The sequence below is a fragment of the Vibrio sp. V43_P6S15P86 genome (genome assembly GCF_009904725.1).
GTDB lineage: Bacteria > Pseudomonadota > Gammaproteobacteria > Enterobacterales > Vibrionaceae > Vibrio > Vibrio diabolicus.
Genome location: NZ_WXWT01000210.1, coordinates 1 through 13499 on the forward strand (window position 1 = coordinate 1; position 13499 = coordinate 13499).

Annotated in this window: 16 protein-coding genes; 9 read left to right on the top strand and 7 right to left on the bottom strand. The window is 45.5% G+C overall.

All coding sequences use genetic code 11. From position 1 onward, the window contains the following. Positions 1-214 precede the first annotated feature (214 nt). A complete protein-coding gene (locus CAG69_RS09235) occupies positions 215-676 on the top strand; it encodes a TetR/AcrR family transcriptional regulator (RefSeq protein WP_161443872.1) in 462 nt (153 codons plus the stop codon). A gap of 191 nt (positions 677-867) precedes the next feature. Here CAG69_RS09235 and CAG69_RS09240 read toward each other — a convergent pair whose 3' ends face one another. The 6 genes from CAG69_RS09240 to CAG69_RS09265 are packed head-to-tail and all read right to left on the bottom strand — an operon-like array spanning position 868 to position 5452. Then, positions 868-1650, bottom strand: coding sequence for a heme ABC transporter ATP-binding protein (locus CAG69_RS09240; protein ID WP_046873763.1), 783 nt, complete (start codon positions 1648-1650; stop codon positions 868-870). Next, positions 1650-2687: a FecCD family ABC transporter permease gene (locus CAG69_RS09245; protein ID WP_012842435.1), complete on the bottom strand. Its 1038-nt coding sequence runs from the start codon at positions 2685-2687 to the stop codon at positions 1650-1652. Before CAG69_RS09245 ends, CAG69_RS09240 begins: the two co-directional genes overlap by 1 nt. A gap of 9 nt (positions 2688-2696) precedes the next feature. Beyond that, entirely contained in the window at positions 2697-3566 is an 870-nt protein-coding gene (locus tag CAG69_RS09250; RefSeq protein ID WP_161443874.1) for a heme/hemin ABC transporter substrate-binding protein, read from the bottom strand. Between the two features lie 28 nt (positions 3567-3594). Next, positions 3595-4008: an ExbD/TolR family protein gene (locus CAG69_RS09255; RefSeq protein WP_046873761.1), complete on the bottom strand. Its 414-nt coding sequence runs from the start codon at positions 4006-4008 to the stop codon at positions 3595-3597. After that, the gene (locus CAG69_RS09260; protein ID WP_161443876.1) at positions 4005-4703 is read right to left on the bottom strand and encodes a MotA/TolQ/ExbB proton channel family protein; all 699 of its coding nucleotides are present in this window, start codon (positions 4701-4703) and stop codon (positions 4005-4007) included. Before CAG69_RS09260 ends, CAG69_RS09255 begins: the two co-directional genes overlap by 4 nt. Continuing rightward, a complete protein-coding gene (locus CAG69_RS09265; RefSeq protein WP_161443878.1) occupies positions 4703-5452 on the bottom strand; it encodes a TonB family protein in 750 nt (249 codons plus the stop codon). The genes CAG69_RS09260 and CAG69_RS09265 overlap by 1 nt, the downstream gene beginning before the upstream one ends. A gap of 160 nt (positions 5453-5612) precedes the next feature. Here CAG69_RS09265 and hutW point away from each other — a divergent pair, with 160 nt between their 5' ends. The 4 genes from hutW to CAG69_RS09285 all read left to right on the top strand — a co-directional run bounded on the left by hutW (position 5613) and on the right by CAG69_RS09285 (position 8736). Continuing rightward, entirely contained in the window at positions 5613-6983 is a 1371-nt protein-coding gene (gene hutW / locus CAG69_RS09270; RefSeq protein ID WP_161443880.1) for a heme anaerobic degradation radical SAM methyltransferase ChuW/HutW, read from the top strand. A 29-nt stretch (positions 6984-7012) separates the two neighbouring features. Beyond that, on the top strand, positions 7013-7516 hold the full coding sequence (gene hutX, locus CAG69_RS09275) for a heme utilization cystosolic carrier protein HutX (RefSeq protein ID WP_046873925.1): 504 nt from the start codon (positions 7013-7015) through the stop codon (positions 7514-7516). 56 nt (positions 7517-7572) lie between these two features. Beyond that, positions 7573-8103: a heme utilization protein HutZ gene (gene hutZ / locus CAG69_RS09280; RefSeq protein ID WP_006742192.1), complete on the top strand. Its 531-nt coding sequence runs from the start codon at positions 7573-7575 to the stop codon at positions 8101-8103. Positions 8104-8199: 96 nt separating this feature from the next. Further along, on the top strand, positions 8200-8736 hold the full coding sequence (locus CAG69_RS09285) for an ATP:cob(I)alamin adenosyltransferase (RefSeq protein WP_074189872.1): 537 nt from the start codon (positions 8200-8202) through the stop codon (positions 8734-8736). A gap of 54 nt (positions 8737-8790) precedes the next feature. Here CAG69_RS09285 and CAG69_RS09290 read toward each other — a convergent pair whose 3' ends face one another. Beyond that, positions 8791-9705, bottom strand: coding sequence for a chemotaxis protein (locus CAG69_RS09290; RefSeq protein ID WP_161443882.1), 915 nt, complete (start codon positions 9703-9705; stop codon positions 8791-8793). A 214-nt stretch (positions 9706-9919) separates the two neighbouring features. Here CAG69_RS09290 and ppiC point away from each other — a divergent pair, with 214 nt between their 5' ends. The 4 genes from ppiC to CAG69_RS09310 form a co-directional block, all read left to right on the top strand. Further along, positions 9920-10261 (top strand): peptidylprolyl isomerase PpiC, encoded by a 342-nt coding sequence (ppiC, locus tag CAG69_RS09295; protein ID WP_074189873.1) that lies wholly within the window; start codon positions 9920-9922, stop codon positions 10259-10261. 343 nt (positions 10262-10604) lie between these two features. Then, positions 10605-11909, top strand: a complete 1305-nt coding sequence (locus CAG69_RS09300) for an MATE family efflux transporter (protein ID WP_161443884.1) — start codon at positions 10605-10607, stop codon at positions 11907-11909. Positions 11910-12080: 171 nt separating this feature from the next. Next, positions 12081-12842, top strand: a complete 762-nt coding sequence (locus CAG69_RS09305; protein ID WP_161443886.1) for an ATP-binding cassette domain-containing protein — start codon at positions 12081-12083, stop codon at positions 12840-12842. A gap of 20 nt (positions 12843-12862) precedes the next feature. Then, positions 12863-13499: ATP-binding cassette domain-containing protein (locus tag CAG69_RS09310; RefSeq protein WP_161443888.1), on the top strand; the 637-nt coding region annotated here is incomplete at its 3' end.

Genomic DNA, 13499 nt, shown 5'->3' on the forward strand with positions numbered 1-13499 from the left:
GTGTAAAGACGTTATGATTTGGAACTTAACTTTATATTAAGTAGTCGCAGTACATATATCCAAACGGCCTTAATGCGCAGGTGTTAGCGGTTCAATTTTTAGGTTTCGCTTAACGAAGTGCCTTGGGCAACTTGGGTATAATGCTAAGAATGATTTCATTCTGGCCTCATTTAATAGTGAGTTAGATGGATTTACAAAGAGAAGAGCTTAAAATATGCCAAAGCGTAGTAAAGAAGATACCGAAATCACTATCCAAAAGATCATGGATGCCGTTGTTGATCAGCTACTAAGATTAGGTTACGACAAAATGTCGTACACGACTCTAAGTCAGCAGACAGGTATATCTCGTACCGGTATTAGCCATCACTTCCCTAAGAAAACGGACTTCACCGCCGCACTGGATGGCCGTATCTTTAAAATGTTTATTGAACACCTAGAGTTTGATAAAGGGCTAAGTGCATTTTCACAAAGTTGGATTAAAGCACTGGAAGATGCTGAGTTCCTCGCGATTTTACGACTGCTATTCCATCACATTGTCACGGCCGAAAATGCGCAAGAATTTGCTGCTAACGGTATTGACCGTTTATACAAAATGGTTGAAAGCCAGTTTGGCACAGGTGGTGACAAAGAGCTCGAGTGGTTGATTGGTCGTTCATTGATCCAAATGAGTAAGTAATCGCAATTGAGAGCGCTAGATGAACACTTGTTTGCCGCTTTGGTTGTAAAGCCAAGGCAGAACACAGTAATTTTCTCGCCGCTCTTTTGAGCCCAAGATTCGATTAAATATCAAAGCAAAGGCCCGCAATATGATTATTGCGGGCCTTTGTCGTTTGGAAAGCAGAAGAGACGGCTCAGAAGAGATACACGCTAAGCGGCGGCGTGAACTTGAGGAAAGTCTAAAGTTGGATGTTTTGTCACGATGGAGCGGTAGCCATAAACGTGCTCAATACGCTCTGGCGTCAGTGCATTCCATGGTGTGTCATCACAAACCAGTTTTCCGTTATGTAAAAGTACAAGTCGGTCTGCGTACTGGGAGGCTAAATTCAAGTCATGCAACACGACAACGACTGCGGCGTTCTGTGTTTTCGCGGCCTCACGAGCAATCTTTAACGTGTTGTGTTGGTGGGCGAGATCTAACGCAGAGGTTGGCTCATCAAGCATCAAGATTCGTTCCTCGCCAGATTGGTGTAGCTGTGTCATCACGCGTGCTAGATGTAATCGTTGCTTTTCGCCACCAGATAAAGATGGATAGAGGCTTTCTGCCAAATGCATTACATCGGTTTGTTCCATGTAATGTAAAGCTAACTTAGTGGTTTCTTTATTGGACAGCGATAGCGGAATCGCGCCTAATTCGACCACTTCTCTGGCTAGAAATGGGAAGGTCAACGTACTGTGCTGTGGGAGCATCGCAATGTGTTTTGCGCTTTTTTCAGGCTCCCAATCATGCTTTTGTTTACCGAAGTAGGCGATGTCATGATTTGAAGAGATTTCACCACACAGAAGCTTGAGCAAAGTACTTTTGCCCGCACCGTTGGGGCCGAGTAGGGCGGTCACTTCACCAGCTCGGATATCAATATTGATGTCATCGAGAACAACGCGCTTGCCAAATTTCATCGAAATGTTTTTACCCGATAAAACGATCTGGTTCATTACAAAATCTTCCCTTTCTGCTGGAACAATAAGTAGATGAAGAAGGGCGCACCGATCAAGGCGGTCACGATACCGACGGGTAATTCTGCTGGTGCCACGGCAATACGAGCAAACATATCAGCTGCGGTAAGAAGCAGCGCTCCCATGAGTGCAGAGATTGGCAGTAGCGTTCGATGGTCGGGGCCTGCTAGCATGCGTCCTAAGTGAGGAATCACGAGCCCGATAAAACCAATTGCACCACTAATACTCACCGTAATACCAACCCCCAATGCAGAGAGCAAAATAAGCTGTCTTTTGAGTTTTTGGACTGGAACTCCCAAGTGTCTTGCTTCTGATTCCCCTAGTAACAGAGCATTTAGCGCCATCGATTTTTTCTGGAACCAGAATAATAGGACGACCAGCGTGACAGCGGATAGGCCTATCCCCGACCAATTTGCGCCAGCTAATGAGCCCATGGACCAAAGTGTTAGATCTCGTAGCATCTGATCATCAGCGATAAAGTTCATGTAACCGATCGCCGCTCCTGAAAGCGCGCTGATGGCAACACCAGCTAACAACATAATCGTAACTGAGGTACCAAATTTACTTGTGCCGAGCTTATAAACGAGAATGGTCGTCAACGCACCACCTAGGAAAGCAAAAAGAGGCAGCGCAGCTAAGTTCATTAGTTGCGGATAGTTTTGGCTAAACTCTGCAAATACAACAATAGCGAACGCACCGCCAAGTGCAGCACCAGCAGACACACCAATGATGCCGGGCTCGGCCAGCGGGTTACGGAATAATCCCTGCATAACCACACCACAAATTGCCAAAATGGCGCCGATGAACATACACAAAATGGTGCGAGGTAATCGGATCTCGTTAATCACCAACTGAATGTGAGGAGCGAGATCAGAACTGCTTCCTGTTAGGCTACGCAAACTGTCAGTGAAACTAATGCTCATTGGACCTACTGTAATAGAGGCGATAGCAACAAATGCTAAAAAGCCACTAAGTACGGATAACGTCGTTGAAAGGGAGATACGTCTTAACAACATGTCATGTCTCTATGGGTAAAGCAGCGCATTCAAACGCTCGGCTTCTGCAAGGCTTTTAAGACCCAAACCACCAACAAGGGAGTGACCCTCAATCGTGATGATATTTTTATTCATTCCCGCAGGTGTTGCGGCGAGAAGTGGCATTGCTTTTAAAATCGCATCGGCACCGCCCAGCGTTTCATAGCTGCGACCGCTAACGAGAATAACGTCAGGCTGCATCTCTACCATGGCTTCTGTGGATAAAGGCTTGTAAGAAGACAGCTGGTCAGCAGCTGGGTTTTGTCCGCCTGCTAGCTGGATAATTGCATCGGGTGTGGTTTCTGATCCTGCAACGTTCGCAGGTCGACCTTCATGGATGAGTAGAAACAGTACTTTCTTTTTCTTAGCTTGAGCAGGTTGATTTTCATTGAGTGCTTGAACTTGCGCTTTCACATCTTGCTTTAAATCTTCCGCTTTAGCCTGGCGATTCATAAGGTTCGCAATTTGATCGATACGTTGGTAAAGGCCCTCAACGTTGGCATCGGTATTGACGATTTCTACATCTACCCCCGCCGCTTTTAATTGGTTCAATGCCGTTTTCGGTCCCATCTCATCAGAGCCAATGACTTTTGTCGGACGTAAGGCGAGCAACCCTTCTGCTGAAAGGCGGCGATGGTAGCCTACTTTAGGCAGCTCCATGCCTTTTGGTAACTGACTGGTTACGTCGATAGCAACCAAGCTATCTTTGGCGTCGAGTTCAAGCAACAGTTCAGTGACGGCACTGCCTGCACTAACAACACGCTCTGATGATGGTGTTTCATTGGCAAAAAGTTGGCTACTCGCAAGTAGGGAAATGGCTGCCGTAACAACAGCATGAATGGTGGCACGTGTGTTCTTCATTTTGAAAGGATCTCTATCTTACTTATTTTTATGATGGCTCTTCAGTGAGTAACTGAGTTGCCTGAATTCCGTTTTCTTGTAAAAAGCCGAGAAGTTGAACTAGCGACTGAATGTTCGCGGTTTTTTCTGCTCCAATCACAATCGGTTTATCGCTTGATTTACTCTCTTCTAGCAGCGCGAGGGTAAAGTTGTCCCAATCGATGTATGTCTTGCCGTTAATGGCCCAGTAAGGCTCGTCTTTAAGAATGTTTACCGTGATGGATTGCTTATCGACATCTGCAACGGCTTGAGATTCTGTACTCGGTAAATTGACATCTAATGAATCGAGCTTGACCGCTGCAGTTAACATCAGGAAAACCATTACGATAAAAATGATGTCCAACAGCGGTGTTAAATCAGGAGTTAAGTCGTTACGAGTGTTGTCTTTTGGCGTTTTAATCATTGTGCTTCTGCCTCGACCTTTGCAGAAGAGCGCACTGCTAATGTTGAATTGTCTGGCGACACGTGTTGCAGAGAGATACCTTCAAGCCATAAGTTGACATAGTTTAATGTGTGTTCGAGTTTGGCGATCACACGATCCGCCCACAAACCAATGATTTGTGCTCCTGAAATCGCAGGAAGGGCGATAATAAGACCTGCTGCAGTAGTGCGCATGGCCAAACCTAGACCGTCTGCCAAATCATTCGGGGTGATATTCCCCGTTGAGACAGCGATGCCTTTGAACATCTCAATTAAGCCAAGTACCGTACCAAGCAAACCAATCAAAGGGCTAATGACGCCAATCAACGTCAGTAAGCGAAGGCCAGAATGCAGCTGATGACGTTTTTCTTGTAGCCAAATGCCTGCGGCATCTTCTCTTAGAGACTTTGAGAAAGAGTGATGGGCAAGCAACATGGCAACGCCACGATAAAGGAGCGGTCGCTTATGCGACAATTCTTCTGCAAGCGTCTCAAGATCGTTTCTATTCGTTGGGTCTAACCCAATGAGTTTTTGGCGAATGGCTCGTTTCCCGACGCCAAGGCTAATCAAAACGTGGAATAACCGCTCGGTAATGATCATGACGGTGAGGGCTGAGCAAATGATCAAAGGCCATGTCATTAGGCCAAGTTGAGTTTGTAATTCTTGTAGTTGTTCCATTATCCATCCAACTTAAAACGAACAGGTACTTGTACTCGGTGAGCCACTTTTAGCCCGCCCGAAATATGTGGTGTAAATTGCCACTGTTTGATGGCACGAAGCGCTGAGGCGTCCAGCGATTCTGTGCCGGAAGACTCAATCAAAACCTGTTTAATTTGATTGCCATTTTCATCGAGCCATATTTCATATAAGGCTACGCCTTCGATACCGCGTTTTTGTGCAGATCTTGGGTAGCGAGGCTGAGTTGGTTGATTAACAAACGTTGGTTTGTCGACCAAAATAGGTTGAGACGTTGCCCCTTTGGATTGGCTCGCTGGCGCGGTTTGCTGAGCGACCATCTCTTTCTTCGCCGGTTCCGTTTTTTTCTTCGGTTTGGCTTCGGGCTGATTCTCTTGTTTTGTTACGGCTTTGGCTGGTTCCACCGTCTTAGGCTTAGATTGTTTAACCGGCTCTGTTTTTTTCTTCACTACCTTTTTCTTAACAGCGTCTTTCTTGACGACCTGTTTCTTTACGATCTTCTTTTCTGGCTCAGGCTGCTCCTGAGGCTGCGGCTCTTTTGGTGGTGCCACATTTTCTGGCGTGGATGTTTCGACGGTAGGTGGTGGTGCCGATACAAGGTTTAAACTTACCGAACTTGCTGGATTTCCAGCAGGCATCGCGAACACTTTCGTTTCTTGAGAAACAAAAAGAAGTGCGGCATGGATGGCAAGGGAAGCACCTCCTGCAATGACATATCTTTGTACGTTCACGGAATATCTCGGGAAACTATGAAAACTTGAGCAGATTATTACTCACAACCGAAATAAGATCAATTATCAATTGCATTATCATTACGCTCAAATTATGATTCTTGCAGATTTTTAAAGACCAGCCTCTACCCCTTATATGGTGGGAGCTAAGCGAGTATATATGAGCGTCGATATCGATAAATTTGACGAATCAGTGTTGGGAAGCGATAGCCCTGACCCATTGCGATTTGCCTTTGTTAAGAAACATTCGGCACACGCTGGCGGAGCGAGCGTGCCTGTACCTCCACCTCAGCAGCAGGCGATTTTTTCAAGCGTTACCGCTAACTCGGTTAAAGCGACCAATAAACGTTGTCTTTATATTCACGTTCCATTTTGTCGCGTACGTTGCACCTTTTGTAACTTCTTTCAAAATGCTGCGAGCCGCGCACTGGTTGACGAGTACTTTGACGCACTGATGCAGGAGCTCAAGGAGAAAGCTGCATTGCCTTGGACACAAAACGGTATTTTCCATGCTGTGTATATCGGTGGAGGAACGCCAACGGATCTGTCTCCAGCACAGGTTCGCGTGTTAGGTCAGGCGATTCATGAGCACTTTCCTTTGGCCGCGGATTGTGAAATTACCTTAGAAGGCCGTATCAACCGTTTTTCTGATGAGCTATACCAAGGCGCTCTCGACGGTGGATTTAATCGTTTCTCTTTTGGTGTACAAAGTTTTAATACACAAGTGCGTCGCAGCGCGAAACGATTAGATGATAGAGAAGATGTGCTCAAGCGAGTTAGCGAGATTGCCAACGAAGACAAAATTCCTGTCATTATCGATTTACTCTACGGCTTGCCTTATCAAACCAAAGAAGTGCTAGAGCAAGATTTAAATGATTTTCTCTCGACTGGCGCACACGGGTTGGACTTATATCAGTTGGTAGTCGGTGGTTCAGCACCCATGCTTAACCTTGTAGAAAAAGGAAAAATCCCCCCACCAGCTACCACGCCAGAAAAAGCAGGCATGTATGAGCTCGGTGTGAACTTTATGGACAAACACCATATGAAGCAACTGAGTGTGAACCATTGGGCAATCGATAACCGTGAACGTAGTTTATACAACAGTTTAGCCAAGACATATGCAGAGGTACTGCCAATTGGCTGTGGCGCTGGAGGTAATATCGGTGGTTACGGGGTGATGCAACATCGCACATTGGCGACCTATATTAAAGCCATCAAAGAAGGGCAAAGCCCCATCGCTATGATGATGAAGCAAAGCCCTCTAGATCCACTATTTGCTGCACTCAAATCCGGGTTTGATCGCGGTATCGTTCAGGCAAACCAACTGCCATCGTTTATGGGGGAGGACACGTTCGGATTTTTAATGCCTCTATTTAAAGTGTGGCAGCAAAAAGGTTTAGTGGAACTGCATGAACGCAGCCTAGTTCTTACTCTTGCTGGTAGTTTCTGGGCCGTTTCGTTGGCTCAAGGTTGTATTCAGGTACTTACGTCAGAGACGAATGAAACCGTACCGAAAGTATCCAATAATTAATGAAAAAGTTGAACAAAGACGGAAAACATATGGAATCAATCAAACAACAAGTTGAAGCATTACTAGAGCAAGAACCGCAATTATTGCCAGCAGCGATGGCAGAACGTCTCGGCATTTCTGAATTTGAGGTTGTTGCGGCTTTGCCGCAGGAAATGGTGGCCATCGCTCCAGGAGCGCAAGCACAAAACATTCTAGAAGGTTTGGTTGGTTTCGGCCCGGTGACGACTATTGTTCACTCTTTTGGCTCTATTTTTGAAGTCAAAGCACCATTCCCAAAAGGAAAAGTGGCGCGTGGCTATTACAATTTAATGGGCAGAGAAGGTGAGCTACACGGTCACTTGAAGCTAGATAATGTTAAAAATGTAGCGTTGGTCAGTAAACCGTTTATGGGTAGAGAGAGTCACTATTTTGGCTTTTTCTCTGAGTGCGGAAGCAATATTTTCAAAGTTTATTTAGGCCGTAACGAAAAGCGCGAGCTACTTGAAGATCAAGTCACCGCATTCCGCGCCCTACAAGCCGAATTGAAAAAGTAATCACAAACATAATCGAGGCTCAACTCGAATACTAATTAGTAAAGTCAGGTATCAATATGGATCAACAAGTTAAACAAGAGCGTTTGCAAGGTCGTTTAGGGCCAGAGATCAAAGAGTTTCGTCAGGAGCGTCGTACACTTCAGCTTGCAACTGTCGATGCAGAAGGTCGCCCTAATGTAAGTTACGCGCCTTATGTCCAAAATCAGGAAGGCTACTTCGTTCTCATTTCTAAAATCGCTCGTCATGCCCGTAACCTTTTAGAAAATCCAAATGTTTCATTGATGATGATCGAAGATGAAGAGTCTTCAAAGCAGTTGTTTGCTCGTAAGCGCTTAACTTTTGATGCTGTGGCAAATGTGGTTGAGCGTGACACGGAGATGTGGCACCAAGTTGTTGGACAAATGAAAGAACGTTTTGGGGAGATAATTGATGGTCTCAGCCAACTAGAGGATTTCGTGTTGTTTAACTTAAAGCCAGAATCGGGACTGTTTGTTAAAGGCTTTGGTCAAGCGTATCAAGTCTCTGGCGACGATTTAGTGGACTTTGTTCACCTTCAAGAAGGTCACAAGAAAATCGAAAGTGCTTGATTGTAAACCGGTCATGTAAAATCGAGCATTCGGAATAATGAACGCATAAAGGGAGTTAGGTTATACTGACTCCCTTTTTTATATTGGAACAAAAGCATGAAACCTGTGAGCAAGGAATTGAGCGAGATTTGCTATCCCTTTATTTACGAGGACAGTCCGGTTTGTGACTTTGAAATCACGGCAGATGAACTTTGTAGTCGTATTGGTTTAGTTCTCGCGATGGATCTGGACGAGTTTAGCCGCGATATACTGACAAGAATGCAGCCTAATGTTTATCACCTAAATGGTTCGGTTCGCGGAAAGCTAGCGATTACAGAAGCGGAAGTTGAAGAGCTAAAGGCAGATTATGACTTGCTTAAGCAACGCATTGATGGTGGATTCAAAGGTTTCGTTCTACCCGGAGGGCACCCTGCATCCAGTCAATTGCATTTGTGCCGTTGCCAAGCTAAAAAAACGGTACGAGCATTAGTTGCGATCGAACATGCAGGTAAGAAGCAACCTGCCCCCATTCTATTTCGTTACGCGAACTTATTGGCGAATGTACTTTATAGCTTGGCTTCTTATATTAATCACATCAATCAAGTCGAAGAGACAGAGTTTGTATCTCGTAGTTACTCGATGCCAAAGAAGTGACCTGAGAAACTAGCAGCTGCAAACATCAAAGCTTCTGCGCTGTTTAGTTTAGAGTTAAGAAGCCATAGCTTTGGCTTCTAGTTCTTTTGCACCGCGCAGCATGGCTTCAATCAGCTCACCAGCATTAAACTTCTCAAGCGCCTCGTGTGCGCCAACTTGGTGAGCTCTGTCTACACAGATTTCGCTCGATAACGACGTATGTAAAATGCGATATGAGTGATTAAGAGCGGAGTTATTTTGTACTTCGAATGCTAGCTCGTAGCCATCAAGCCCTGGCATCTCAATATCACTGACCAAAATATCGATTGGTCGATGAGCCTCAGCCTCGCTTTTCATCAGCTCTAGTGCGTCTAAACCATTTTTACAAATTTGGTATCCGATATTGATACTATCAAGAGCATCACACAGCTGTTTACGAGCGATGGAAGAGTCATCCACCAAAAGAATGCTTAATGCTTTTAGGCGCTCACGTTCAACATCTGTCAGCATCGGGATCTTTGAGTTTTCGTATTGCGGATAAATTTTGGAAAGCAGCAGTTCTACATCCAGCATCTGAACCGTTTTGTCTTCGTAGCGAGTAATACCTGTTACGAAAATATTTTTCCCAGCGCTCGCTGGTGGGGTTTCAATGGCTTTCCAATCGCATTCAATGATCTTCTCAATACTACGAACCATAAAGGCGACCACGGTTCGCAAACAGTCTGTCACGATCAAGTAGCAATTTTTGTATTCTTCTTCACTGATAGGACGAAAGCCGACAGCCGCTGACATGTCGATCACAGGCACTGTTAAGTTACGTATTGTGACGGTGCCAATAACGTGATGATGCGAGTAAGGGATCTTCGTGGTTGGCATATACGGAACGATTTCACGGACTTTTAGCGTGCCTATCGCGAAACTCTGTTGCAGGGTGAGTTTGAACATCAACATGCCCTGAGATTGATTCGCTTTACTAACGACTTTTGCCATGAAATAACCTTATAAATACCACCGAATTGTGTCTAATCTAATCTTATCAGACGAAGGCTTCAACCATCGGAGAGACAAATGTGAGCTTTTTAGACAATCTCTTAAAGAATAGTGATTAACTGAGCAAAACTTGGTTTTATTTTAATCTTGTTATGCCGAAAGTTTGATAGTCCCATGTATTTGAACCTTGAAGCCGCCTAGGTATAAACAAGAAATGTTTGGCGTGTTAAAAGGGATTGGGTACACTTGCGCGACCAGAATAGTGAGAGATAGATCAATGGCAAATACAGCAGCCGCATTACATATTCTTGTGAAGCACAAAGAGCAAGCAGAAGACATTATCAAGCAACTGAAAAAAGGCGCAAAGTTTCAGACACTAGCGAAGAAGTATTCCACTTGCCCGTCAGGCAAGCGCGGTGGTGATCTTGGTGAGTTCCGCCGTGGTCAAATGGTACCTCAGTTCGACAAAGTGTGCTTTTCTGGCGAGGTTCTGACGCCACATCTAGTCAAAACCAAGTTCGGCTGGCATGTTGTAAAGGTGCTTTACAGAACATAAGGTTTGGTATCGACCTAAACATTGTCAGATGAAACCCACAAGCATTAAATGTCATCTGTACGGTCTCTTTTCACCAATCACTACCGTTATGACATGGCAGATACATTCTGATCTGCCATGCTCCACCAAACGCCAATCTTTCCAAACTAGAAACTCATTTATATGCAGTTAACTTGGCTTTCCTCATAAGTCGTTATCCTATTTCAAGCTTTGGTATGAGAATACGTTTGCCGGTTGTATCAATTATCAATGCTATTCCTTGCTGGAGAACTTTGGTTCATGTTCGGGCGCCATTCGCATATGATAGCGACCTTATAAAAATTAACCCTGTTCATAATTTAAGATGTCCCTGACTCATAAAGACTATTTTAAAATCGCTTTTCCTTTCATCGTTTCCACTGTTACCCAGCCATTGTTAGGGGCGGTGGACACCGCGGTGATCGGCAAGCTCGGTGTGGCTGAGATGATTGGTGGTGTGGCAATCGGCACCGTCATCATGAATACCTTGTATTGGCTGTTTGGCTTTTTCCGCGTCAGTACGACTGGGCAAAGTGCAATCGCATTAGGTAAAAATAGCCCAGAAGATCAAGCGAGCAGCTTATTCCGTCCTTTCGTGCTTTCGCTCTGCCTTGGCTTGATTTTCATTGCGTTGCAGTCCGTGATTTGGATGGGGGCAGAACTGATTATCTCCCCTGATGCAGTCGTGGCTGAAAACGCTAAGATTTACTTTGATATCATGATCTTTGGTGCGCCGTTTGTACTGCTGAACTACACCGTGATCGGTTGGTTGATGGGGCAGGCGAAAGCCAAAGAAACCTTGTTCACGCAAGTGTTTGGTAACGTGCTGAACATCGTGTTGGATATCGTATTTGTGTTGTACTTCGATATGGGCATTGCTGGCGTTGCGGTGGCGACACTTATCGCGCAAATCTCAACGTTTGTTATTGGTGCGGTGCTGGTGTTGAAAACCTGTCGCTTCCCGCTGTTTGATTACATTCAGACCGTAAAAATGACGCGTAAAGATCTCAAAGTTATTGCGTCTTCCAATATGGATCTGCTGCTTCGTACTGTGTGTCTATTGGTGTTCTTCAACATGATGGCGCGTGTAGGCTCTCAACTAGGTTCTGATGTGCTCGCGGCGAACGCAATCTTGATGCAAGTAACCTTCATCGTCAGCTACATGTTCGATGGTGTGGCGAATGCGTCGAGCGTCTTCGCAGGTAAAGCGGTAGGGCAGAAGAATCCGACATTGCTTGATAACGTGATTAAGCTAAACACGCAATGGACTGGGGCGTTCGTTGTTGTATTGACCTTGCTGTTGGTGCTGTTCAAACACCAATTAGTGACGTTGTTTACCACTTTGCCAAACCTTGTTGCGCTGTATCTAGACATGAGCCCTTGGTTATTGGCATTCCCGTTGGTTGCTGGTTTTGGTCTTACGTTTTACGGCATCTTCACCGGCACAGGGACGACGCGACCAGTACGTAACTCTACCTTCCTAACCATGGTGTTGTTCTTAGTGACCCAATTTATTGCGGTGCAATATTGGGGCAATCACGGTTTGTGGCTGGCATTCACTTTGTTTTACGTTGGGCGTTTTGTCTTCTTGTTCCCATACCTTGGTCAAGTTAAACAAAAGTGTCTTTAATTCACACTGTCACAAACGACCTAATTTAGATGTTCTTATAACAAGGGTGGAGCCATCTGCCCTTGTTGATAAATCTGAAAAAGGTGATGAAATAACCCTCCGACTGGTTTCCTTGCTTTAACCCGCATGATATTATTTGTGATGTTATATTATTACATTTAGTTTGATGCCGTGATTTCTCAACCAGTACTCTCCGTTAATAATCTCAGCCTTACAGACTCAGAGCGCACACTCTTCAAAGACATTTCTTTTGAGCTGTTTCAAGGTGAAGTTCTTGCCATTATGGGACCTTCCGGCATTGGTAAATCCATGTTGTCGAAAGCCGTCGCAGGTTTTTTGCCGTCAGATATTTGGGTAGACGGAAGTATCCAACTTAACAGCAGTGAAGTCGCACAAACTGCTATGTTGCAACGTAGTCAATCGCAGCGTCCCGCGGTCATTTTCCAAGATGCACTTAAAGCGCTGAATCCATTAGCGTCTGTCGAACAACAACTGTGTTTGGCATTGACGGGCAATAAAACGCGCTTGTCTTCAGCAAACCAAGAAACGGTGACGACCTTGTTGTCTCAACTCGGATTTACGGATCCAAAAGCAGCATTGGCGCAGCATCCAAGCCAGTTATCTGGTGGTCAGCGTCAGCGTATTTGTATTGCGATTGCGCTGCTTGGTAGTGCCAACTTGATCATCGCTGATGAGCCTACCAGTGCGCTCGATCCAATCACTGAAGCGGAGATCCTTGAGTTGTTCCGCAGCAGTGTTCAGCAACGCAACATCAGTGGTTTGTTGATCACGCACGATCTATCTGCGGCTTTGGCGTGTGACAAAGTCTTGGTGATTGCGGACAACACCATGGTGGCTTATGGCGCACCATGGCAAGCCATTCAGCAAAGTTCGCATCCTTTTTGCCAACAACTTGCGCAACTACTGCCTTAACCTCATCTCTGGAGCCTATTTTGACTAAGCACAACTTGAGCGGGCACACGCAGCCTAAATCGGCGGAAGTTCGCTTTGAGCAAGCCAGTGTTCACTATTACTCCAAACCAAGTTGGTTAGGGGGCAAACCGTTCAAAGCGCTCGAACAATTGGATCTTGCCATCGACACAAAGAACATTGCGATTGTTGGTCCTTCTGGTGCGGGTAAATCGACCTTGATTGAACTTCTGTTTGGTCTTCGTAAACCCACATCTGGTGAAGTGTATGTGTGTGGTTATCCGCTATCGCGTAGCTCGGCTAAGCAGCGCCAAGAGTTATGTCAGCACATTCAGCTGATCCCGCAAGAGCCGCAGTCTAGCTTGAATCCGTACTACACCGTTCGCCAGATATTACTGGAGCCGCTAAGCAATATTGGTTTAACGCAAGAGCTTAACGAGAAGGTGGAAAAGGTGTTGGCGGATGTCGGTTTGGATCTCACATTACTGGATCGTAACCCGCAGCAATTATCAGTTGGGCAAGCCCAACGTGTGGCTATCGCCAGAGCTTTGATTGTCGAACCTTGCGTGTTGGTTGCCGATGAGCCAACCAGCAGCCTAGATCCCGTCAGTCGTAAACAGATTCTCGACTTGTTGGCAGGCATTCAAAAGAGTCGTCAGA